The organism is Streptomyces sp. NPDC020731 (assembly GCF_044334705.1).
Lineage (GTDB): Bacteria > Actinomycetota > Actinomycetes > Streptomycetales > Streptomycetaceae > Streptomyces.
This window is the reverse complement of sequence record NZ_JBIRTN010000032.1, coordinates 1-21,013: the sequence shown is the minus strand read 5'-3', so window position 1 is coordinate 21,013 and position 21,013 is coordinate 1. Positions and strand designations below refer to the sequence as shown.

Below are 21,013 nucleotides of genomic sequence, written 5' to 3'. Positions count from 1 at the left end.
ATCGATGAGCGTCAACATAGACATTCATCGAAACCAGGGGGTCTGCTGATGGAGCACGTCGACGTCGCCGTGATCGGCGGCGGCCGGTCCGGACTCACCACCGCCCACGCCCTGCTGCGTCGCGGGCTGCGGCCGGTGGTTCTGGAGGCCTCCTGCCGGACGTCCGGGTCGTGGCCGCGCCACTACGACAGCCTCACGCTCCTCTCTCCAGCCCGCTGCAGCTCACTGCCCGGTGTGGCGTTCCCCGGCGCCGACCGGGACCGCCATCCGCACCGGGACGAGGCCGTCGCCTGTCTGACCGCCAGCGCCGCGCACCTGGACGCCGAGATCCGCGCCGGCTCCCGGGTGGCCACCGTCCGGCGCGGTGGAGCCGGCGGACGGTGCCCGGCTCGCGGCGCAGGCCGTGATCGCGGCGTCCGACACCTTCGGGCGGCCCCACCGCCCCTCCTTCCGGGCCTGGAGACGTTCACCGGCACACTGCTGCACGCTGCCGGCTACCGCGATCCGCAGCTGTTCACCGGGCAGCGGGTCGTGGTGGTGGGCGCGGGGAACTCCGCGGTGCGGATTGCCGCCGAACTCGCGAAGACCGCCTGGGTCACACTGGCCGGCCGCGCGCCGGTGAAGTCCGCCCGGCAGAAGATCGCCGGGCGGGACCTGCGCTTCCGGCTGCAGCGGACCGGTCTGGACATCGCCCCGCTCGGCGGGCCGCTGCGCAAGCCTCCGACCCGGTTCGTCATCGACGACGGCCGCCACCGCGCCAAGCTCGACCACGGTGCGCCCCACCGGCGGCCGGTGTTCACCGGAGTCGAGGAGGCGAAGGCGACCTGGGTCGACGGGGGGCGCGAGGGGGTCGACGCGATCGCGCCGGCCACCGCCCCGACCTGCCCTGCCTCGCCCCTCTCAACGGATCCTCGGACCCCGCCGGAAACCCCCGGCGCCGGGAAGGTGTCGCCACCGAGGTGCCGGGGCCGGCGTTCGTCGGGCTGGAGTGGCAGCGCAGCCTGTCGGCGAACTCGCTGCGCGGCGCAGGCCGGGACGCGGATCGTGTCGCCCGCCGCTTGGCCGCCCGTCTCGCACGCCGGTGACGGCCCTCGCCGCATTGGTTCGACGTGTGTCAACATAGACGCATGTCGAATGTGAAGGTGCTGCCGCTCCTCGAAGCCGACGGTCAGGGTGCGGCGCCGTGCTGCCCGCCGCTGACCGAGCGCCCGATGACCGCTCAGGAGGCCGAAACGGCTGCGCGGATGTTCAAGGCGCTGGGCGACCCGGTCCGTCTGCGGCTGTTCTCTGCCGTCGCCTCGCACGAGGGCGGGGAGGCGTGCGTGTGCGACATCTCCGACGTCGGGGTCTCCCAGCCCACGGTGTCCCACCACCTGAAGAAGCTCAAAGAGGCCGGGCTGCTCAGCTCCGAGCGGCGCGGCACCTGGGTGTACTACCGCGTCGAGCCGTCCGTTCTGGCGGCGATGGGCAAGCTGCTGACCCTGCCGGCCGCGGCCTGACGAAGGGCACAGGAGGGAAGACGGCGAGCAGCAGCGCCGTGGTGACCTCGTTGACCGCGGAGCACGCGGAGCGGGTCCTGGCGATCTATCAGGTGGGGATCGACGAGGGGAACGCCCCCTTCGAGACAGACGCACCGGCCTGGGAGGCGTGCGATGCCGCGAAGCTGCCCGGCCACCGCTTCGTCGCGCTCGACGGGAGCGGGGCGGTGCTGGGCTGGGTTGCGACGAGCGCCGTCGCCGGCCGGTGCGCGTACGCGGGTGTGGTCGAGCACTCCGTCCACGTCCACCCCGGTGCCCGGGCCGCGGCGTCGCCGACGCACTGCTGAAGGCGCTCATCGAGTCGGCCGAGGCGGCTGGGATCTGGACCGTTCGGTCCGGGATCTTCCCGGAGAACACCGCCGGCCCGGCCCCGCACGAGCAGGCCGGGTTCCGCGTCATCGGCGCCCGTGAACGCGTCGGTCGCCACCACGGCCGCCGGCGTGACGTCGTGCTGCTGGAGCGCCGCAGCCCGGCGGTGGGCTGAACCGGTCAGCGGGTGGCCGGTACGAGGCGGGGGACGGCGCGGACGTGGATGACCATCCCGACGACTTCGACCAGGGTCTGGGTCACCACGACGACGGCCATCGCCCCCAGGTGGACGGCGCCCCGGTGCCGCTCCATCGCCGCCACCAGCCCCTGGTCACGCTGCTGGGTCACTGCCGCCTTCCTCACGCTTCACTCCCGTCCGGTCCGGCCGGCTCGAGCGCATCGGCCTTATGTGCCCGACCCCGACCTGGCCGCGGCGGGACCGGACGCCTTGACGCAGCCGCATCCCTGGCTGCTGGCGCCCGTGGTGCAGGAGCAGGAGCGGCGGCGCCGGCTGATCCACCAGGTGCCCGCCGCGAGGGTGGCCAGGGCGGGAAGCCGGTCCACGGCGTTGGCGGCTCCCGCGCCGACGACTCCCGCGGCAATCAGCGCGGGCAGCGCGCAGCAGGCGACGCATGCCAGCCCCGCCAGGGACGCGAGGGCCTTCGAAACCCGGCGGGGGCGGGGGTCAGCAGCAGGGACCGGCATGACGGTTCTCCTCGGCGAGGTCGGTGAAGGGGATGGGACAGCAGGCGCTTGCGGCGCAGACGGTCAGGTCGTCGCAGCCGGCCTCCACTGCAGCGACCAGTGCGCCCCGGACAGTGGTGAGGTCGGCGATCTTCGCGTCGACCTCGGCGAGCTTGGCGGCCGCGCGTTCCTGTAGCCCCGGCACTGGGCGGCCGTGACGGTGCCGGCCGGTCTCCAACAGCTCGGCGACCTCGTCCAGCGTGAACCCCAGCCGCTGAGCGGCCTTGATCACCCTCAGCGCCGTCACGGCATCCTCGTCGTACAGCCGGTGGCCGCCCGTGCTCCGGCCGGGCTCCGCCAGGAGGCCACGCCGCTCGTAGTAGCGCAGGGTCTGAATGTTCACCCCGGCGGCCTCGGCCACCTGCCCGCTGCGCAGTCCCACGCTCACGACACGTCCCCGCGTGTCGCTTCGGCCCGCGCCGCCAGAGCTTCGAGAACCTGCTCGTGCGCCGGGCCCACCGCCGCGTCCAGCGTCACGGTGCCGCTGTGCGCAGTGACCGTGAAAGCGAAGAACGAGCAACAGCCGCTCTCCCGCTCGGCGAGGTCCTGCACCCGGTCTTCCACTTCGGGACCATCAGCCAGCTCCAGCCGCACGAGCTGCGGACTGGTCCGCGTGACCCGCCGCAACCGCTCGGCGAACAGCGTGTCCCACTCCGCGACCCGCAGCGGGCGCTCCGCGGTGGGCAGCGTGCACGACTGCGGCACCCACTCCGGTCCGGCCATGGCTCTCGCTCCCGTCGTCGCACCCCGGTACTCCGGGGACGTCTCCGACGGTAAACCTGTACGTGGGTACCGGATGCAAGTCTCGACGGGCGCGGGCCCGCTCAGGCGCGGCCCGTGGGCCTCAGGCCGGCAGGGCGTGGATCTGACCGACGGCCTCACGGGCCGGGCGGCCGACGCCGATGAGGGTGGCCGAGGCGGGGCCGGTCCAGTCGCCGTAGCCGAGCAGGCGCAGCCGCGGCTCGTCGAGGGCGCGCGTGCCGTCGGTGGGAACATGTCCACGCGGGCCGCGCAGGTTCAGCGGGGCGAGGTGAGCCAGAGCCGGGCGGAAGCCGGTGCACCAGACGATCGCGTCCGCGCCGCTGCGGCTGCCGTCGGCCCACTGGACGCCGTCGGCGGTGAGCCGGGAGAACATCGGCTTCGCGTTCAGGAGGCCGGCGTCGCGGGCGGCGCGGACAGGCGGTACGGCGACGATGTCGCCGAGCGAGGCCACCCCGCCGGTGTCGGGGCGGCCTTCTTCGAGGGCGCGGCGGCGGGCGGTGGCGACGTCGAACAGGGCGCGGCCGTCGATGTCGTCCGGGAGGAAACGGGGTGGGCGCCGGGTCACCCAGGTCACCTCCACGTGGTCGTACAGGGCGAGGTCGGCAGCGATCTGGGCGCCGGAGTTCCCGCCGCCGACCACGATGACGCGCTGCCGGGCGAAGTCGGCCGAGCGGCGGTAGCCCACGGTGTGGAGCTGTCGACCGGCGAAGACGCCGCGACCGGCGGCGGCCGGGAGGAAGGGCCGCGACCAACTGCCGGTGGCGCTGATGACCGCGCGGGCCCGCCAGGTGCCGGAGTCCGCTTCGACCAGGAGCCGGTCGCCGTCCCGGCGTACGGCGTCCACGCGGGTGCCGTGCTGGACGGGCAGGTCGTAGCGCTTCTCGTAGTCGGTGAGGTAGTCCACCACGTGCCCGGCGTCCGGGTAGCTCTCGCCCGCCTGGACGGGCATGAGCCGTCCGGGCAGGGAGGAGTGCTCGGCCGGGGAGAACAGGTGCAGCGAGTCCCACATGTGCTGCCAGGACCCGCCCGGCGCCGCATCGGCGTCCAGGATCACGAAGTCCAGGTACCGGCGGCGCAGGTGGTAGCCGGCGGCGAGCCCAGCTTGCCCGCCGCCGACCACCACCACGTCCACGCGCCGCGTCACGGGGCCGTCGTCACCGCGTCGGCGGCGAACTTCCTTCGCCAGGCGAGCGCGACGTGGACCAGGCCGATCAGCACCGGCACTTCGATGAGCGGTCCGACGACGCCGGACAGCGCCTGGCCGGAGGTGACACCGAAGGTGGCAATGGCGACCGCGATGGCCAGCTCGAAGTTGTTGCCCGCCGCGGTGAAGGCGAGGGTCGCGGTGCGGTCGTAGGCCAGGCCGAGGCCCTTGCCGAGCAGGAAGGTGCCGAAGAACATCACGGTGAAGTAGACCAGCAGCGGCAGCGCGATCCGCACGACGTCCAGCGGCTGCGAGGTGATCGTCCTTCCCTGGAGGGCGAAGAGGACGACGATCGTGAACAGCAGCCCGTACAGCGCCCACGGGCCGATCTTCGGCAGGAACTTCTGCTCGTAGTCGGCGCGGCCCAGCTTCTGTTCGCCGATGCGGCGGGTCAGGAACCCGGCCAGCAGCGGGATGCCGAGGAAGACGATGACGTTCAGGGCGATGTGCCACACGGACACGTCCAGGCCCTGGCCGTCGCCGAGGTGCATCCAGCGCGGCAGCAGGTCGAGGTAGAACCACCCGAGCAGGCCGAACGCGAGAACCTGGAACACCGAGTTCAGCGCGACGAGTACGGCGGCGGCCTCGCGGTCGCCGCAGGCGAGGTCGTTCCAGATGATGACCATGGCGATGCACCGGGCCAGCCCGACGATGATCAGACCGGTGCGGTAGTCGGGCAGCTCCGGCAGGAAGACCCAGGCCAGGGCGAACATCACCGCCGGCCCGACGATCCAGTTGATGACCAGCGAGGAGACCAGCAGCTTCTTGTCGCCGGTCACGCGGTCGAGCTTGTCGTAGCGGACCTTGGCCAGCACCGGATACATCATGACCAGCAGGCCGAGCGCGATCGGCAGGGAGATCCCGCCGACCTCGATCCTGGCGAGTGCGTCGTTCATCCCGGGGATGAGGCGGCCCAGGCCCAGCCCGACGGCCATGGCCAGCAGGATCCACACCGCCAGGTAGCGGTCGAGGGTGGAGAGCTTGTTGACGATCGAGTCGTCACCGGCCGGGCCGACTCCTTGCGCGGGGGCGGTGGTGGGCTCGGTGGAGGTCACGGGCAGGCCCTCTTGTTCTCAGCGGCGGTGCGGGCGGAAGCGGCCAGCTCGGCGAACCCCTCGGACAGCCCGGCCAGGACCTCGGGCTTGAGCTTGTAGTAGGTGAACCGGCCGCACGGCTCGGTCTCCACGATCCCGGCCGCACGCAGCACCTTCATGTGGTTGGACAGGTTGGTCTGCTTGGCTCCGGTCTCCTCGGCCAGGTGCGTCGTGCACAGCGTCTCGCGCGCCAGCAGGGTCACGATCCGAAGGCGGAGCGGATCGCCCAGCACCCGGATCACATCAGGATCGACTGAAGTCAGCATGCACTGATACTGTCACATCACCGCTCGCTGATATCAGCGGGGGCTGAAGTCATTGGCGGCCGGGTTCCGCCATGCGACGAGAGAGAACGATCATCATGGCCGACAAGCCGTCCGTCCTGTTCGTCTGCGTCCACAACGCCGGCCGCTCCCAGATGGCCGCCGCCTGGCTGACCCACCTGGCCGAAGACCGCGTCGAGGTCCGCTCCGCCGGATCCGACCCCGGTGATCAGGTCAACCCGGCCGCCGTCGAAGCCATGGCCGAGGTCGGCATCGACATCTCCCAGGAGACGCCGAAGATCCTGACCATCGACGCGGTCCGCGAGTCGGACGTCTGCATCACCATGGGCTGCGGCGACACCTGCCCCGTCTTCCCCGGCAAGCGCTACCTGGACTGGAAGCTCGAGGACCCGGCCGGCCGGGGCGTCGAGGCCGTACGCCCGATCCGCGACGAGATCAGGGCCCTCGTCGAGGGCCTGATCACCGAGATCGCCCCCACGAAGCCCGAGGCGACGGAGTGAGCGAGATACGCAAGGTCGTCATCATCGGCTCCGGCCCCGCCGGATACGCCGCCACCCTCCACACCGCCCGCGCCCGGCTGGGCCCCCGCTGTTCGGCAGCTCCGTCTTCGTCGGCGGCTCTCTCACGACCACCACCGAGGTGGAGAAGCTGTCCGAGCTCCGGTCAGCGCACACACCAGCGGCTCGTGGAACGGCGGAGGACCCCGCCTGCCGGCCGGGGTCCTCGGTGTGCGGTGGGGCTTGGGGTCAGTGGCTGGTGAGTTCGCCGGTGAGCTTGGAGTGGAGGTCGGCGCTGGGGTCGTTCAGGCCGATGATCTCGATGGTCTTGCCTCGCTGCTTGTACTTTGTCTCGATGGCGTCGAGGGCCGCGACGGAAGAGGCGTCCCAGATGTGGGCGGCGGAGAGGTCGATGATGACCTTGTCGGGGTCGCCGGCGTAGTCGAACCGGCCGACGAGGTCGTTGGAGGAGGCGAAGAACAGCTCGCCGGTCACGGAGTAGACCACGGTGGTGCCGTCGGGGTCGGTGACGGCGGTGACATGGGCGAGGTGGGCGACGCGCTTGGCGAAGATGACCATCGCGGTGACGGAGCCGACGACGACGCCGATGGCGAGGTTGTCGGTGGCAACCACGCAGATCACGGTGATCACCATGACGGCGATCTCTCCCGTGGGCATCCGCTTGAGGGTCTTGGGTGCGATGGAGTGCCAGTCGAACGTGGCGAAGGACACCATGACCATGACGGCGACCAGGGCGGCCATGGGGATGTCGGAGACGACCGGGCCGAAGACGATGCACAGCACCATCAGGAACGAGCCGGCGAGGAAGGTGGACAGGCGGGTGCGGGCCCCGGACACCTTCACGTTGATCATGGTCTGGCCGATCATCGCGCAGCCGCCCATGCCGCCGAAGAAGCCGGTGACGACGTTCGCGACGCCCTGCCCGATCGACTCACGGGTCTTGTTGGAGTGGGTGTCGGTGATGTCGTCGACCAGTTTCGCGGTCATCAGCGATTCCATGAGTCCGACCAGCGCCATCGCGAGGGCGTACGGGGCGACGGTGGTCAGCGTGTCCATCGTGAACGGCACGTCGGGCAGGCCCGGCACGGGAAGCGACGAGGGGAGTTCTCCCTTGTCGCCGACGGTCGGCACGGCGATCCCGGCCGCGACCGTGATGACGGTGAGGACGACGATCGAGACCAGCGGCGCCGGAATCACCTTGGTGATCTTCGGAAAGAACACCATGAGCGCCAGCCCGCCGATGATCAACGGGTACACGGCCCAGGGGACGTCGTGCATCTCCGGCACCTGAGCCATGAAGATCAGGACGGCCAGGGCATTGACGAAACCGACCATCACCGAACGCGGCACGAACCGCATCAGCCTCGCCACCCCGAGCGCACCGAGCGCGACCTGGATGACACCGGCGAGGATGACCGCGGCGACCAGGTAACCGAAACCGTACTCACGGTTGAGCGGTGCGATCACCAGGGCGACGGCGCCGGTGGCCGCGGAGATCATCGCCCGGCGGCCGCCGACGATCGAGACGGTCACGGCCATGGTGAAGGAGGCGAACAGGCCGACCGCGGGGTCGACACCGGCGATGATCGAGAACGAGATCGCCTCGGGGATCAGGGCGAGGGCGACGACCAGGCCGGCCAGGACCTCGGTGCGCCAGACCTTCGGGTCGTCCAGCCAGTCGGGGCGCAGGCCGCGCAGGCGCGCGGCGGGAGTCACTGCGGAAGATGACAAGGAGATGCGTACCTGTCGTACTCAGGCACACCCCACCGGCAAGGCGGGGGCGTGCGGAAGGGCTCGCAGGGGCCGGGCCGGCACCCCGCGGACGGCCCGTACCGGGCCGGAGGTCGAAAGGAGGACGCAAGCCGGGGCCCAGTGCGCGGCCGGCTCACGTCCGGGGGCGAAGAGTCACGGCGGGCAGGCGGCGGCGATCGGCGTCATGGGCTCGCGCACGCTCTCTCCTGCAAAAAATCGGGGTCTTCGCCGGGGGCGCCATCGGCCCCGGAACGGCAGCAGCGGGGGCAGCCGGGCCGCCCTCTACTCTACCCTAACGTTAGAGTAGAGGTTGGCGGGGTCTCACGGACGCGGACCGCCACGACGGGAAAGGCCAGGAGACGGACGTGGACGACAAGCACATGCAGATCGGCGAAGTCGCCGCACGGACGGAGCTGTCGCTGCGCACCATCCGGCACTACGAGGAAACCGGCCTGGTCACCCCATCCGCCCGCTCCCGGGGCGGCTTCCGCCTCTACACCGAGACCGACGTGCAGCGGCTCATGGTCATCCGCCGAATGAAACCGCTCGGCTTCACACTCGACCAGATGCGCGACCTCCTCGACGCCACCGACCGCCTCGACAGCGGCGAGGCCGTCGACAGCGGCGAGCACGAGACCCTGCTGGGCCGCGTCCGCGTCTACGAGCAGGCCGCCACCGAGCAGGTGGCGAAACTGCGCGTCCAGCTCGCCCGCGCAGAGGACTTCGCGGCCACCCTGGGCGCCCGCCTGGAGCAGAACACCCCTGCCGCACATTCCTGAACCCACACCTCCCACGTGGGCCGGCCTCCGAACGGGCCGACCCCCGAGTCCTCACCCGGGCGGCTTCACGGTTCGCTTGTGCGGGCGGCGCCGACAGAGCGCATGGGCGTCCTCTCCGTGATGCCGTGGTAATCGCGCACTTCCGACACCGGCTTGGCGAACCCTCACGTGTCGTCGGCGCGAGTTCGGGCGCACCTCGGACCCACCGGTCCTTCGAGAGCGTGCCGAGAAGGATGCTCTCCTCGTCGACGGCGAACATGCGGACCTGCCGAGGGCTTTGCTGACGCCCGGTTGCCTGAATTCGAGAACCAGGGCGCGAGTGAGGCCGACAGGCCGGCCGCAGTGTCCCGCCCCGCGGTCAGCCCTTGTGTCTCCGTCGCTGTCCGGGCTCAGACGCAGCAGTGGGATCGGGTACGGCAGCCGCACGTGTTCACTTCGGCAGCGGTGGACGGCACCACCACGGTGGGGACCACGCGACAGCCCTTGCCCTGCCAGGCGTCGCGGCCTCCTTGACGGCGAGGGCGCCGATGACGAGGGTGACAATCGGGTCGGCCCGGGACCAGCCGAGCATGGCGCTCGCCACCAAGCCGACGAAGAGGAGGAGGAGGCGGCGGTGCTGCCGGTGCCCGCGTGGCTCGAGGGACGAGGCGGCAGACCGGAGAGCCATTGCCGCCGTGCGATGCGGTCCACTACAGGGAAGCATGATCCGCCGCTACATCGTCCGGCGGAACAGGCACGCCGCCGACGAACGTCTCCGCGCGGTCGTGAACAGGGCGAACACTGCCTGATACGGCGCTATTTCGACTGCATGGCCCGGTTTCTCCTTCTCAGTGCAGTTGCTCGGCCAGTCCGACGATGATGCCCTCCGGGCCGCGGATGTAGCAGAGCAGATGGTTGTCCTCGAACCGGGCGATCTCGCCGACGAGTTCGGCGCCATGGGGGCGCAGGCGGGCGACGGTGTCCTCGATGTCGTCGACGGCGAACATGACACGGTGCGTGCCCAGAATGTTGTGCGGCCGGTTGCGCGGCCCGGTGCCGATCGCCGCGGGGCTGTGGTACTTCGCCAGCTCGAGCCGGCTGTGACCGTCCGGGGTCCGGACCATCGCGATGTCACAGCGGACGCCGTCGAGTCCGGTGCACTGGTCGGCGACGAGGCCCTCGACCTCCGCCCTGCCCTCCAGCTCCATACCGAGTTCCACGAAGAACGCGATGGCGGCATCCATGTCCTCGACGACGATGCCGACGTTGTCCATCCGCTGGATCGCCATGCCGGTTCCTCCTTCTTCCTCGCGCGGCCGGTGGTGGCCGCTGATGTCCCTGGGACGGAGCCGGTGGCACGTTCTCGGCATCCTCGGACTGCCGGACTCCGAAAAATCCGGATCGCGCCTCAGCACCGCTACAGCGGACCCGCGAGCCAGGCGCCACCGCCGGAAGTGAGTGCGGCGCAGGTGGCCGCTCCCATGAAGGCGAGCAACCGCAGCGTGCCGTCCCCCACTTTTCCATGCTTCCCCGGCAATTCCCCCGCCGGCAGGCCGCGCGGGCGGGGCATCGGCGTCGCGGCCCTCACCGCGCCCCGTACCGCCCCACGTGCCCGGCCCGCTCCGCGCTCCTGGAGGAGCCCACGTCGCGATGCCCTGACCCGATCCGGGTCCGCTGCCCGCGTGAGCGTAATCCCGGAATTACTCCCGCGCCCGCCCCGCCAGCACTTCGCATAGGACGCACCGGGGCCCCGCTGTGCCCCTCTCAGTCGTCGAGCAGGGTGGCCGGGGGTGTGTCGGGGAGCAGGTGGGCGAGTTCGAGGGCGGGGATCACTTCGGCGGCGAGGACCAGCAGCCGCAGCGGCTGGGGCGCGAGGTTGGTCACCGTCGTCTTGCGGGTCGGGCCCTCCTGTGACGGCTGCTCGAAGAGCAGGTGGAGGCCGGCGATGTCCATGAAGCGGGCATCGTGCAGATCCCAGACCAGCTCGGTCACCTTCGGCGGCAGCCCGGCAGCGGCGGCACGGAGCGTGGGCAGGGTGTTGTAGTCGATCTCTCCGTGCACGGTGATGTGGGCGGCAGTGCCGTCGATCCGCATGGTGAAGTGCATGGTGGGCGGTCCCCCTCCTAGGGGGTGAGGAGCCCAAAGGCGAAGTGCTCCCGAGAGGGGCGTGCCGACGATGGTAGGAGCTGGATGCCCTGGAAGGGGGCAAGGCCAGAACCCAAGGACCGGCACGCGCGGTGCCGGTCGGTCTCGTGTCCGCCCATCGTCGCACAGCGGGGCCCGCGTGTCCCCTTTCGCCCGCCGGCGTCCCCCGCTGGACGGCGCCCCCGCGCCGGCGTCCGGTCTCGGCCGGCTGGGTGCGTCAGCGACCGGCGCGCCGCAGACCCACAGCGGCTCACGCTCTTCGGCAGCAGGCTGCGCCGGGGGCTGGACGGGACGGCCGGGATCCGCGTGACCTTGTGAAGTGCGGGGTCCGGACAGACCGGGCCCCGCACAAGAGGGGGCTCATGATCCCTCGTACATCGTGCTTACGGCTTGTCGAGCACCGTTCCCCTCAGCACCGGCCTGCCGGGCAGCGGCTCGGCGTTGCGGTCGGTCAGTGCGAGGCGCATCGACTCGGTCGGCTCGGCCACCTGGTCCCGCACGGTCGGCACGACGAAGTCCACGCCGGTGCTCCCGGGCGGGATGTTCAGCCACACCCACAGGTTCGCGTCGGACAGCGGCCGCTCGGGGCCGGGCACGTCACCGGACCAGTCCTCGAGCCATTGCGGGTCCACGTCCTTGGTGGACAGCTCGGCGCCCTCGGTGACCGGAAGCACCCGCACCGGCTGCCAGATGTCCACCGCCGTGGGCGCGTCCACGGACAGCCGCCAGGTCAGCGTCTCTCCCTCGGCCACCCGGTCCGCGACCGGCGACAGGATGATCACCGGCTCGGGATCGTCGTTCTCGACGGTCACCCCGCCCCGGTGCTTGCCGACGACGGCGTTGTGGACGGCCTTGACGGCGATGTCGTGCTCCACGTCGTCGCCGTAGACCGTGTCGCCCTTCACCTCGACCGGCACGTCGATCGCGTGGCTGCCGGGCCGCACCGTCACCAGCCTGTTCTCGGCCCGGCCGCTGTCCGGGGCGAGAACGTACACACGGACCTGTCCGCTGCCGTGCCCGGAGATCTCGACCGGGACGCGGTAGGTGCGGGTGCCCGAGTCACCTTCCTTGACGATCGTGCGGCCCACGTCGACGCGGGGCAGCACGGCCGCCTTGACCGCGGGAGTGCCGGGCGCCCAGCCCCAGGCGTCCATCAGCCAGGCCCGCCCGGACTGCGAACGGGGCGTCAGCTCAAGGGACTTGACGTGCCGCAGATCGAGGCCGGACCGGGTCGCCGCCGTCAGCGGGACGCGCAGTTCCTGAGCCCAGTAGGACGCGGTGTTCTCGGATCCGGGCAGCCCCGCCACCTCCGCCCGGCCCAGCGTCACCCGGCGGTTCGAGGAGTCGGTGACGGACACGTCGAACTTCGTGCCGGTCGTGTTCGGCGGTACGAAGACCCGGAGCGCGAGCTTCTGGGAACCCTTCAGGGAGAGCGGCTTGGCCGGAGCGATACGCGCGGCCGGGCCCGGCGTGGACCACTTCAGGTCCACCGCGCTGCGGCCGGTCTCCTGTTCCGTCTCCCACGATGCGAAGTGCGGTGACGATCCGAGGGTTTCCGGGTCCAGACAGGCCACGGCCGGGTCCGGGTCGACCGCCGAACACAGCCGGGCGCCGGTCACCTTCGCCCCGCCGTCCGGCAGGAAACCACCGCTGCGGCGGCCGCCGACCGCGTGGGTCAGCACCCGGGCCGGGTCCGCGGACGGGGCCCGCTTGCCGGAACCGTCGAGCAGCGGACGCACCCGGTCGTCCCCGGCGAGGAAGAGCCGGGCCGCGGCGGCGATGTACGTAGCGCCCGCCTTGTGCTGCTGGGCGGCGGTCAGCCGGGTCGCGGCACCCGGCGTGCACACCGGGTCCGGCTGCTCCGGGTCGGTCCCGAAGTCGTCCCTGGCCGGTGCGACGGCCTCGCCCGGGGTCCACTCGCTGTTGAAGTAGTTGTGGTTGGCGCCGACCATGTAGACCGCGCTGTGCAGTGCCGTGCCCCGGCCGATCCCGCGCGTCCCGTCGACGAAGTCCTCGCCCTGCAGATCCGACACGTCTCCGTCGCAGCCCGGCAACAGCGTCACGGACGGCACCTCGGTGACCGGATTCCGGCCGAAGATCGTCGGTCCGACGAGCACAGTCCCGCGCACCTTCCAGCGCACCTTCCAGCGCACCGGGCCCCGGTAACCGTCCTCGGCGGCCGGCGGCGGGTAGAGGCTGTCCATGGCGGCCCGGTTGACACCCTCGCCACCGCGCGAGTGGCCGACGAGCAGGACATGGGAGAGGTCGGCCTTCACCGCCTCGCGTACGACGGCCGGGGCGGAGGAGCGATGGGCGGTCCAGTCGGCCCAGCGGGCGAGGTGCTGCCGTACCAGCGAGGAACGCGCCTGCGCGCCGGCGTCCTCGGCCTGCCAGTCCTGGGCGTTGATGCCGTTCGCCGAAATCGAAACCGTCACATGGCCCTGAGAGGCCAGGAGTTGCTGATCGCGCAGATATCCCTTGTCGCTGGGGATCGGCTTGTAGCCGTCCACGCAGGGCCACTCGCCGGTCACGTCGTCCTCGCTGCCCGGCTTGTAGCAGGTCTCGTGGCGGCCGTGCAGGAACAGCACGAGGGGCCGGCTGCCGGTGGCGCCCTTCGGTGTCACCACCTGGGCGCGCATTTCGACCGGGGTGTCGAACCCGGGCAGGTGCACCGGCTCGAGGTCGTACTCGCCGGTGACCGTGCGGTACGAGCCGGGCTTCCCGGGATCGACACCGTTCGCCGGTGCCTGCGCGGGGAGCCGCACCCCTTGTGTGCCGGACTTGCGCGGCTCATCGGCCTCCGCGTCCAACCGGCGCCCTGCGGCGGTGACTCGCAAATTCGTCAGTCCGGTGGATTCGGCTCTGTCGAGGGCGAGCCGGAAGGTCCGGCCGTCCTTCGCCGGCTTCGGTACTCCGAGCAGCCGGTCCCCGGTGCGAAACTCGACGCGTGCGTCCCCCATGGGCACGGCCCTCGACGCGCGCCAGACCAGCTCACGCGCCCCGCGCTCTCCGTCGATCCGCCACCCCGGCGGAAGTGGGTTGTCGTCCGTCGCCCTCAACAGCTCCGAGCCGTCGGGCTGTTCAGCCTGTGCCGGTCCGGGCGAGCCCGCCAGGGCCGCCAGCACCGCCACGGCGGTCACACATATTCGCCGGGCACGAATCAATGGTCCTCTCCTCAAAACCCCGTGCGCAGACGTCCCGTCGGTCCAGGGCGCCTCTCGCGTCACTTAGGACCGGGAGGGGTGTCTGTGGGTTGTCCGTCGAGGAGAAGCCGACAGCGGGCGAGCGATGCGATCAAGCCAGTGCAACCGCGGGGACCAGCGGATCACCGGACGGGGAAGAGCTTTCCATGAGTCGAACTCCCCACCTCCTCGCTCCGGTGCTCGGCCTCGGAGAGCAGATGCAGGGCGTTGACGCGTTCGCTGACCGGCCTGGGATGATCTCGGAGTTGATCGTGCCGGGGATGGGTTCGTTCGTGTCGTCCGCGTCGCCGTCGTACAAGGGCCACCGGTACCCGGTGGAGGTGATCGTGTACGCGGTATGGCTGTACTTCCGCTTCCCGCTGTCCTCTTGCAAGGTCGAGGAACTATTTCTTGAGCGCGGCGTCATCGTCTCCTGTGGGACCGTCCGCCGCTGGTCCGCCAAGTTCGGCCAGCCCCGCGCCGAGAAGAACGTATGCGGCCAGTACGGGGATCGGCATGTGCCCGCCCGCGCGGTCGATGTCGTCGATGAAGTACCCGGAGACCCCCGCCCAGACCAGCCCACCGACGAGCACGAGAACGGCGTTGCCGGTCTCCCCCGTCACCCGCATGCCGGCCCACAGCAGGAGGGGCATGAGAGCCCAGGAAGCGGCCGTGGTGAGGAGGAACTCGAAAGCGCCGGAGAACATCGTGTCCCCGCTCGCGGCTGCGCTGCCGCGGGCCCACGCGTAGCCGGCGGACATGAGGGCGTGGCAAGCCGCAGTGGCGGCGGCGACGGTGAGAGCGCCTTTGGCGTGTCGTACGTACTGCATGGCGGTCCTCCTTGCTTGTAACAGACCGGTGGCCCCCGACACGGGCGGGTCGGGGGCCACCGGCGGTACGCAGACGGGGCCACGATGCGACCGGCCCGCACCGCCCACCGCTCTCACGGCCTGACCGACCGCATCAGGCGTTGTCCCGTGGTCGACTTTCGCGTGCATCCCTGTCGCACCGACCATGTGCTGGACCAACGGCCGGTCAGGGTCTGCCGAGGGCCGTGGCCGGCGCGGGGGCGGTGGATGCGATCACCTTGTCGTCGTATGTGGCGTTGTCGTGGCTGCGGTTGGTGAACACCGACAGGGTGAGCGGCGCGTCCGATCCGGGTGACCGGACAATCACCGGGTCGTTGGCGGTGCCGTTGCCGCTCGCGCCGCCAGTGCCGGTTTCAAAGTCCGCGCCGCCGCGGGGGTGGTGTCCCGCACTTCGCCGGGTCCTCACCCGGTCAGCCAAGGTTCCGGCCGGTCCAGACGGCTCGTCCGGTCACCGATGGTGCGGAAGGATGCGGTCGGCCCGCGCGGCCCGTGGACCTGCTCCAGGAGCATACTGCCCGCGAAACCGTCGGATCTGGTGATCCCGGCGCGGCACAGCCGCGCGGGCGGCATCCCGGTGCCGGTGTACTCGGTGGTCCCCGACGAGTTCGCGGCCGGTCCGGCCATGTCGGCGAACTCCAGCGCACCACCCGGTCCACCAGCCTCGGCTCGTACGAGAACGGCCCCTGCCGGGCCGACGGCTCCGAACCGGCCCGGCGGGCCTCGCCTACTGGCCTGCGGGCCGCATGTCGCCGTCGTACACGGTGCGGTAGTCCGGGACGACGATCCGGGTGGCCGGAGACGCCTTCGCGACCTGGGCGAGGAAGGCGTCGAGGTCCATCGCCGGGTCGCGGACCGGGGAACCGCTCAGCGGCAGCTCGAAGTTGTCCCAGTGGACGGGGACGACGACACCGGGGGTGTCCAGGGCGCTCAGCAACCGGGACACGTAGTGATGGGTGGTGGTAGTGGCGGTGGGCACGGCGACCATCGCGAGGTCGGGGCGCAGGCCCCGCACCGCCCGCTCGGTGAAGTCGCTGGCTCCCATGAGGAATGCCGACGGGCCGCGCTCTCCGGCCGTGATCTGGAAGGCCAGGGTGTCACCCTCGGGCAGGTCCGCGATGGTGCTGGGGACCGTCGCGGGCGGGGCGTTCAGCGTGCCCGGGGCGAAGTACGAGCAGTTCTTGTTACGGCTGTGCAGGCTGGGTACGACCTCGACGGTGATCGTGCCGAGGTCCAGTACTTCGCCGCCCTTCACCACGGAGATCTTTTTCGAGTCGACTCCGAGGGCGGTGAGCAGGTGGTACGTGGTCTCGGTGCCGATGACGCGGGCGCCGGTGGTTTTGGCGATGTACGGCACGTCACCGAGGTGGTCCCAGTGGGAGTGACTCACCAGTATCAGTTCGGGACGGCCGATGTGCGCGTCCACGATGGTGGGATCCGTTTCCAGCTCGGTCTGCGAGTCGAGGCCGCCGTCGAACAGACCGGTGCGGAAACGGGTGAGGTAGGGGTCGAAGAGCACGGTGCGGCCGCCCACGTCGATGCGCCAACCCGCGGTGCCGAGCCAGCGGAACGACACGGAACGGGCGGCCCGGTCACCGCCACGGTCGCGGACGGTGGTCGCGGACGCCGTGGCTGCCGTGGCTGCCGTGGCCGGGATCAGCGGGGACGCCGCGCCGAGTGCGGCGCCCCGCAGCACCGTACGGCGGTCGAATCCGCGGCCGGAGGAAACGTCTCGTCTGTTCGAGGCATGTACGTCCTGGGTCATGGCGTCAGCAGATCAAGGGACGAAGTTCCCTGTCCAAGACCGGAGTCCGGCACTTCCGATACGCGAACGCATATGTGCCCCGGTCAGCGGCAGTCGCCGCGGAGGAAAGCTGCCGCGATTCCGGCGGCCCGGCCGATCGCCGCGTCCACCGTGGCACGGGAGGCGGTCAGATCGTGCGTACGCGCGAACACGGCGATCGCGTAGCACTCGCCGTCCGGGTAACGGACGACACCCGCCTCCATGTGCAGCCCGGGCAGCGTGCCGGTCTTGGCCGCGACCGCGACGTCGTCCGGGAAACCCGACACCAGCCGGTGACGGAAGACCTGCTTGCTCATCAGATCGCGCACGAGCGCACAGGCTTCCGGCGGCCCGGCGGCATCGGTCCAGACGAGTCGGAGCAACCGTGTGATCTCTTGGGGCGTGCTGGCCGTGGTGTGGCGGGGATCCAGCACCGCCAGCCGTCTCTTCCTCTCGTCCGACAGGGCCGGGTAGCGCACGGCGAACTCCCTCTCGTCCCGTGCCCCGACCTCCGCGAGCATCGACTCCAGCAGGTCCCGCGGACCACCCACGATGCGCGTCCGGTCCAGGCCGAGTTCCTTCGCGAGCAGTCTCACGGTGTCCAGGCCGACACGGTCCAGCAGCAGATCGGCAGCCGAGTTGTCACTGACCGACATCGCGAAGTAGGCCAGATCGCGCAACGACAGCTCGACATCGTCCAGGCAGCCGGCGGTGCCCCAGCCGCCGAGCCGGTCGGCCGAGATCACCCGCACCCGCTCCCTCGGATCGAGCTGGCCGGCCACGACCTGCCGGGCGAACTCCAGCACCAGCAGTATCTTGAAGACCGAAGCGATGACGACGGCGTCGTCGGCGCCCACGGCGACTTCACGGGCGCCCCGCTCGCCGTCGGTCTCCCCGGCGGTCGGCGTACCCGCACGGACGGGAACAGCGTGTAGCCGCCCCCTCGCGCCCGCCTCGGCGAAGATCTGCCGGATCCGGTCTTCGGCCGCTGTTCGCGTGCTCATCACTGCTCGTCCTCGGACATCGACGTTCCCCGTCACCGGCCGGCCGGCCGCCGATCGACCGGGCCGTCCCCCGCACGGCGGCTTCCGCATATGATCCTTGATCGTGGATCTCTTGCGCCACCTGCGTCTTTTCGTCACCGTAGCCGACGAGCTGCACTTCAGCCGCGCTGCCGAGCGGCTGGGCATGGCCCAGCCGCCGCTCAGCCAGGCAATCCGCCGGTTGGAGAAGGAACTCGGAGCCGAACTGTTCGACCGCTCGCAGCGCGGCGTCCGGCTCAGTGCCGCCGGAGCGGCGCTGCTGGAAGAGACCCACGAACTCCTGGCCCGGGAGAAGAAGTTGCGCACCCTGGCCCGTCGCGCCGCGGACGGCGGCCTCGGCACCCTGCGCGCGGGCGTGCCGCCCGACACCACGGCCGCCGTACTGTCCGCGCTGCTCTCCGCCTGCGCGGAACACGCTCCGGAGCTCTCCGTCGACCTGCAAGAGGTCACCACCGTGGAGCAACTGCGGCTGCTGGCCTCCGGTGGCCTGGACGTCGGACTCGTGCACCACCCCGTCGACGCCACCGAACTACGGCTCGGCCCCGACGTCTCACTGGACCTGGGTGTCGTCCTTCCCCGCACCTCACCACTGGCCCGATTGCCGGAAGTGACGCTCAGCGACCTCTCCGGCCACGACCTGGTGCTCTTCCCCCGCGCGCACGCACCCGGCTGGCACGACCGCATCCTCGACGTGTGCCGCGCCGAAGGCTTCGTCCCCGGCCGCCTCCGCCATGCCTCCAACCCCGAGTTCCTGCTCGCCCTCGTGACGGCAGGACACGGTGTCGCCTTCGGCCAGGGACCGGCGGCCCGCAAAGAACCCCGCGTCGCCTGGTCACCCCTGGCGGGCCGCCCGCTCACCCTGCGCATCAGCGGCGCCTGGCCCACCGGCCGCGGAGCCCACCCGGCCGCCCGCCGCTTCGCCGAACTCGCCGCCGAAGTCCTGGCCCGCCACCACACCGCCACCCCACGACGCGAGGGCACTGCCCACCCGCCCGACGACGCCCCGCGTCCGTGGTCGGTGGTGTACGGCTGAACACCCGCACGCCGGCCGCACACCTCGTACTCCGCATCCGGCAGGGACCCCTGCTCGGGCATTGCCGAAACGGTCTCGCCGGCAGGACGACGCCCCGATCCGAAGCGGTCGCCAACCGGCCGATCCACGTGGCCCTGGCCGTCGCCACCGAGGGTCGACGGGAGATCCTCGGGCTGCGGGCCGGGGACGGCGGCGAGGGGGCCGAGCACTGGAAGACCGCGCTGAACGCCTTCGACATCACCTTCGACAGCCGGCTCCCAGCCGCCCGTCAGTAACCCCACCACCCTGGTTGCACCGTTCGTCCGGCAGACCAGCCTCGGCGACCGGTCAGTGACCGAGGAAGCGGGGGCTTCCGGCACCGCTGTCCCAGGGCGCCGGTGGGTGGTCAGGCCCGGAGGTAGGTGATCACGGCCTGGACCCGCCGGTGGTACCGGATGTCGAGTTCCAGCCCGAGTTTGGTGAAGATGCTGCGGATGTGGGTCTCCAGCGTTTTGCCACTGATGGCCAGGCGCCGGGTGATGGCCTCGTTGGAGCGGCCCTCGGCCATGGCGGCGAGCACCTCCCGCTCGCGGTCGGTGAGCTCGTCGACGGCGCTGCCGGACCGTTTGCGGCCGAGCAGCCGGGCGACCACCTGGGGGTCGATGACGGACTCTCCCGCCGCCACCCGCACCAGGGCGTCGTGCAGTTCACCGAAATCGGCGACGCGTTCCTTCAACAGGTAACCGAATCCGCGAGGGGAGGCAGCGAGTGTGCGCAGCGGGCCACCGGTCTCCACGTACTGCGAGAGCAGGAGCGCCCCGACGGCGGGGAAGCGCTCCCGGAGGCCGGCCGCCGCCCTGATGCCCTCGTCGGTGTGGGTCGGGGGCATGCGGACGTCCAGCAGGACTACCTCGGGGACACGGTCTGCGACCATCTGCAGCAGGCCCGCGCAGTCGCCGGTCTCACCGACGACCTCGATGCCGGCCTCGGTGAGCAGCCTCACCAGCCCTTCTCTGAGGAGGACGGAGTCCTCTGCCACGATCACGCGCACGGCAGCTCCGCCCGGACCCGGGTGCCGCCGTCCGGGCCGTCGGAGACCCGTAGCACCCCTCCCGCCGCGGCCAGCCGGTCGGCGAGCAGGCTCAGTCCGGTGCCTCCAGCGGGGTCCGCGCCGCCGGTGCCGTCGTCGGTGACCTCGACGACCAGCAGTGCTCCCTCCCTCCGTACGGAGATCCGCACCCGTTCGGCATGGGCGTGCTTGACGGTGTTCGACAGTGCCTCGCAGGCGGTGAAGTAGGCGGCGGACTCGATGAACGGCGGGTACCGGCCGGGCTCGGCGGTCACCTCGGCAGGCAGCGGGGACCGTTCCGCGACCGCGGTGACGGCGGGGCCGATGCCCTCACGGGTCAGCAGGGCCGGGTGGATGCCCTGGGCGAGTTCCCGGAGGTCCTCCAGGGCCTGGCGCAGGGTCTCTTCGGCCTCGGCGACCGCCCGGCGCAGCGCCGCGTCCTCCTCCCCGGCCCTGCCGTCCCCCCTGTTTCCCCCGTCCCCCCGCACGAGGAGGGAACCCGCCCGGCGCAGAGTCATCAGGGCCAGGACGAGACGGGTCTGTGCCCCATCGTGCAGGTTCCGTTCCAGTTCCCGTTGTTGGTCGTCGGCGGCCCGCAGCAGCCGGGAGCGGACCTCGGCGGTCCTCTCCTCCCGGGCCCGGATCTCCGCGTGCAGCCGCATGGCGCGCAGAGACAGGCGTACGGCGGCGCCGGCGGCGGCCAGCAGTTCGGGTTCGTCGTCGAGGGCGGAATCGTGCACGAGGACCGCGCAGTGGGAACCCTCGTCCTCCGTGTCGCCCACCGGGGTGACGCTTCGTCCGGTTTCGCCGGGAGCCGGCGGGAACAGCGGACGGCCGTAGGCGTCGGTGTAGGCGTCGGTGTAGGCGTCGGTGTAGGCGTCGGTGTAGGCGTCGGTGTAGGCGTCGGTGTAGGCGGGCGGGACGGCGGCGAGGTCCTCGCCGCCGTCCCG

22 protein-coding genes and 5 pseudogenes are annotated in these 21,013 nt (G+C 71.2%); 10 read left to right on the top strand and 17 right to left on the bottom strand.

From position 1 onward, the window contains the following. Nucleotides 1-48: 48 nt before the first annotated feature. The 3 genes and pseudogenes from ACH4VX_RS34035 (at nt 49) to ACH4VX_RS34025 (ending at nt 2,022) form a co-directional block, all read left to right on the top strand. Nucleotides 49-1,140, top strand: coding sequence for an NAD(P)-binding protein (locus tag ACH4VX_RS34035; RefSeq protein WP_398373015.1), 1,092 nt, complete (start codon nt 49-51; stop codon nt 1,138-1,140). Beyond that, complete coding sequence (locus ACH4VX_RS34030; protein ID WP_398373013.1) at nt 1,128-1,499, top strand: ArsR/SmtB family transcription factor; 372 nt, start codon at nt 1,128-1,130, stop codon at nt 1,497-1,499. Before ACH4VX_RS34035 ends, ACH4VX_RS34030 begins: the two co-directional genes overlap by 13 nt. Then, nucleotides 1,496-2,022, top strand: a pseudogene (locus tag ACH4VX_RS34025) (GNAT family N-acetyltransferase). The gene ACH4VX_RS34030 and the pseudogene ACH4VX_RS34025 overlap by 4 nt, the downstream one beginning before the upstream one ends. Before the next feature lie 5 nt (nt 2,023-2,027). On the opposite strand, the gene ACH4VX_RS34020 reads toward ACH4VX_RS34025, so the two are convergent. From ACH4VX_RS34020 to ACH4VX_RS33990, 7 genes are all read right to left on the bottom strand, one after another. Beyond that, nucleotides 2,028-2,195 carry a hypothetical protein gene (locus ACH4VX_RS34020; RefSeq protein ID WP_398373012.1) on the bottom strand — a complete coding sequence of 56 codons (168 nt, stop codon included), beginning with the start codon at nt 2,193-2,195 and terminating at the stop codon, nt 2,028-2,030. A 57-nt stretch (nt 2,196-2,252) separates the two neighbouring features. Continuing rightward, a complete protein-coding gene (locus ACH4VX_RS34015) occupies nt 2,253-2,552 on the bottom strand; it encodes a hypothetical protein (protein ID WP_398373010.1) in 300 nt (99 codons plus the stop codon). After that, complete coding sequence (locus ACH4VX_RS34010; RefSeq protein WP_398373008.1) at nt 2,533-2,979, bottom strand: MerR family transcriptional regulator; 447 nt, start codon at nt 2,977-2,979, stop codon at nt 2,533-2,535. The genes ACH4VX_RS34015 and ACH4VX_RS34010 overlap by 20 nt, the downstream gene beginning before the upstream one ends. After that, on the bottom strand, nt 2,976-3,314 hold the full coding sequence (locus ACH4VX_RS34005) for a hypothetical protein (RefSeq protein WP_398373007.1): 339 nt from the start codon (nt 3,312-3,314) through the stop codon (nt 2,976-2,978). Before ACH4VX_RS34005 ends, ACH4VX_RS34010 begins: the two co-directional genes overlap by 4 nt. Nucleotides 3,315-3,435: 121 nt before the next feature. Next, on the bottom strand, nt 3,436-4,497 hold the full coding sequence (locus ACH4VX_RS34000; protein WP_398373005.1) for an ArsO family NAD(P)H-dependent flavin-containing monooxygenase: 1,062 nt from the start codon (nt 4,495-4,497) through the stop codon (nt 3,436-3,438). After that, complete coding sequence (arsB, locus tag ACH4VX_RS33995; protein ID WP_398373004.1) at nt 4,494-5,612, bottom strand: ACR3 family arsenite efflux transporter; 1,119 nt, start codon at nt 5,610-5,612, stop codon at nt 4,494-4,496. The genes ACH4VX_RS34000 and arsB overlap by 4 nt, the downstream gene beginning before the upstream one ends. After that, nucleotides 5,609-5,917, bottom strand: a complete 309-nt coding sequence (locus tag ACH4VX_RS33990) for an ArsR/SmtB family transcription factor (protein ID WP_398373002.1) — start codon at nt 5,915-5,917, stop codon at nt 5,609-5,611. The genes arsB and ACH4VX_RS33990 overlap by 4 nt, the downstream gene beginning before the upstream one ends. Nucleotides 5,918-6,012: 95 nt before the next feature. Between ACH4VX_RS33990 and ACH4VX_RS33985 the strand changes: the two genes are divergently transcribed. Then, entirely contained in the window at nt 6,013-6,435 is a 423-nt protein-coding gene (locus tag ACH4VX_RS33985) for an arsenate reductase ArsC (RefSeq protein WP_398373033.1), read from the top strand. Beyond that, nucleotides 6,432-6,580 (top strand): annotated as a pseudogene (locus ACH4VX_RS33980) (thioredoxin-disulfide reductase); the annotation flags it as partial. The gene ACH4VX_RS33985 and the pseudogene ACH4VX_RS33980, both read left to right, overlap by 4 nt. A 101-nt stretch (nt 6,581-6,681) precedes the next feature. Here the strand turns inward: ACH4VX_RS33980 and ACH4VX_RS33975 are convergent. Further along, a complete protein-coding gene (locus ACH4VX_RS33975; RefSeq protein WP_398373000.1) occupies nt 6,682-8,184 on the bottom strand; it encodes a SulP family inorganic anion transporter in 1,503 nt (500 codons plus the stop codon). 386 nt (nt 8,185-8,570) lie between these two features. Between ACH4VX_RS33975 and ACH4VX_RS33970 the strand changes: the two genes are divergently transcribed. Both ACH4VX_RS33970 and ACH4VX_RS33965 read left to right on the top strand, forming a co-directional pair. Further along, nucleotides 8,571-8,984: a MerR family transcriptional regulator gene (locus ACH4VX_RS33970; RefSeq protein ID WP_398372998.1), complete on the top strand. Its 414-nt coding sequence runs from the start codon at nt 8,571-8,573 to the stop codon at nt 8,982-8,984. A 692-nt stretch (nt 8,985-9,676) separates the two neighbouring features. Continuing rightward, nucleotides 9,677-9,772 (top strand): annotated as a pseudogene (locus ACH4VX_RS33965) (transposase); the annotation flags it as partial. A gap of 39 nt (nt 9,773-9,811) precedes the next feature. Here the strand turns inward: ACH4VX_RS33965 and ACH4VX_RS33960 are convergent. The 3 genes from ACH4VX_RS33960 to ACH4VX_RS33950 form a co-directional block, all read right to left on the bottom strand. Beyond that, the gene (locus ACH4VX_RS33960) at nt 9,812-10,252 is read right to left on the bottom strand and encodes a VOC family protein (protein ID WP_398372996.1); all 441 of its coding nucleotides are present in this window, start codon (nt 10,250-10,252) and stop codon (nt 9,812-9,814) included. A 475-nt stretch (nt 10,253-10,727) separates the two neighbouring features. Continuing rightward, a complete protein-coding gene (locus ACH4VX_RS33955) occupies nt 10,728-11,069 on the bottom strand; it encodes an STAS domain-containing protein (protein ID WP_398372995.1) in 342 nt (113 codons plus the stop codon). 422 nt (nt 11,070-11,491) lie between these two features. Beyond that, nucleotides 11,492-14,248, bottom strand: a complete 2,757-nt coding sequence (locus ACH4VX_RS33950) for a hypothetical protein (RefSeq protein WP_398372993.1) — start codon at nt 14,246-14,248, stop codon at nt 11,492-11,494. A gap of 335 nt (nt 14,249-14,583) precedes the next feature. On the opposite strand from ACH4VX_RS33950, the pseudogene ACH4VX_RS33945 reads away from it, so the two are divergent. Then, nucleotides 14,584-14,772, top strand: a pseudogene (locus ACH4VX_RS33945) (IS6 family transposase); the annotation flags it as partial. On the opposite strand, the gene ACH4VX_RS33940 reads toward ACH4VX_RS33945, so the two are convergent. The 4 genes from ACH4VX_RS33940 to ACH4VX_RS33925 form a co-directional block, all read right to left on the bottom strand. Beyond that, nucleotides 14,695-15,120, bottom strand: a complete 426-nt coding sequence (locus ACH4VX_RS33940) for a hypothetical protein (RefSeq protein WP_398372992.1) — start codon at nt 15,118-15,120, stop codon at nt 14,695-14,697. The pseudogene ACH4VX_RS33945 and the gene ACH4VX_RS33940 sit on opposite strands and share 78 nt — an antisense overlap. Before the next feature lie 441 nt (nt 15,121-15,561). Continuing rightward, nucleotides 15,562-15,783: a hypothetical protein gene (locus ACH4VX_RS33935; protein WP_398372991.1), complete on the bottom strand. Its 222-nt coding sequence runs from the start codon at nt 15,781-15,783 to the stop codon at nt 15,562-15,564. Nucleotides 15,784-15,883: 100 nt separating this feature from the next. Further along, nucleotides 15,884-16,921 (bottom strand): MBL fold metallo-hydrolase, encoded by a 1,038-nt coding sequence (locus ACH4VX_RS33930; RefSeq protein WP_398372989.1) that lies wholly within the window; start codon nt 16,919-16,921, stop codon nt 15,884-15,886. Nucleotides 16,922-17,004: 83 nt separating this feature from the next. After that, complete coding sequence (locus ACH4VX_RS33925) at nt 17,005-17,943, bottom strand: serine hydrolase (protein WP_398372987.1); 939 nt, start codon at nt 17,941-17,943, stop codon at nt 17,005-17,007. Nucleotides 17,944-18,046: 103 nt separating this feature from the next. On the opposite strand from ACH4VX_RS33925, the gene ACH4VX_RS33920 reads away from it, so the two are divergent. Both ACH4VX_RS33920 and ACH4VX_RS33915 read left to right on the top strand, forming a co-directional pair. Then, entirely contained in the window at nt 18,047-19,015 is a 969-nt protein-coding gene (locus ACH4VX_RS33920) for a LysR family transcriptional regulator (RefSeq protein ID WP_398372985.1), read from the top strand. A gap of 95 nt (nt 19,016-19,110) precedes the next feature. Then, nucleotides 19,111-19,239 (top strand): annotated as a pseudogene (locus tag ACH4VX_RS33915) (transposase); the annotation flags it as partial. Between the two features lie 161 nt (nt 19,240-19,400). Here the strand turns inward: ACH4VX_RS33915 and ACH4VX_RS33910 are convergent. Both ACH4VX_RS33910 and ACH4VX_RS33905 read right to left on the bottom strand, forming a co-directional pair. Continuing rightward, entirely contained in the window at nt 19,401-20,039 is a 639-nt protein-coding gene (locus tag ACH4VX_RS33910; protein ID WP_398372983.1) for a LuxR C-terminal-related transcriptional regulator, read from the bottom strand. Then, the coding region (locus tag ACH4VX_RS33905) for a sensor histidine kinase (protein WP_398372981.1) at nt 20,036-21,013 on the bottom strand (978 nt) is incomplete at its 5' end. The genes ACH4VX_RS33910 and ACH4VX_RS33905, both read right to left, overlap by 4 nt.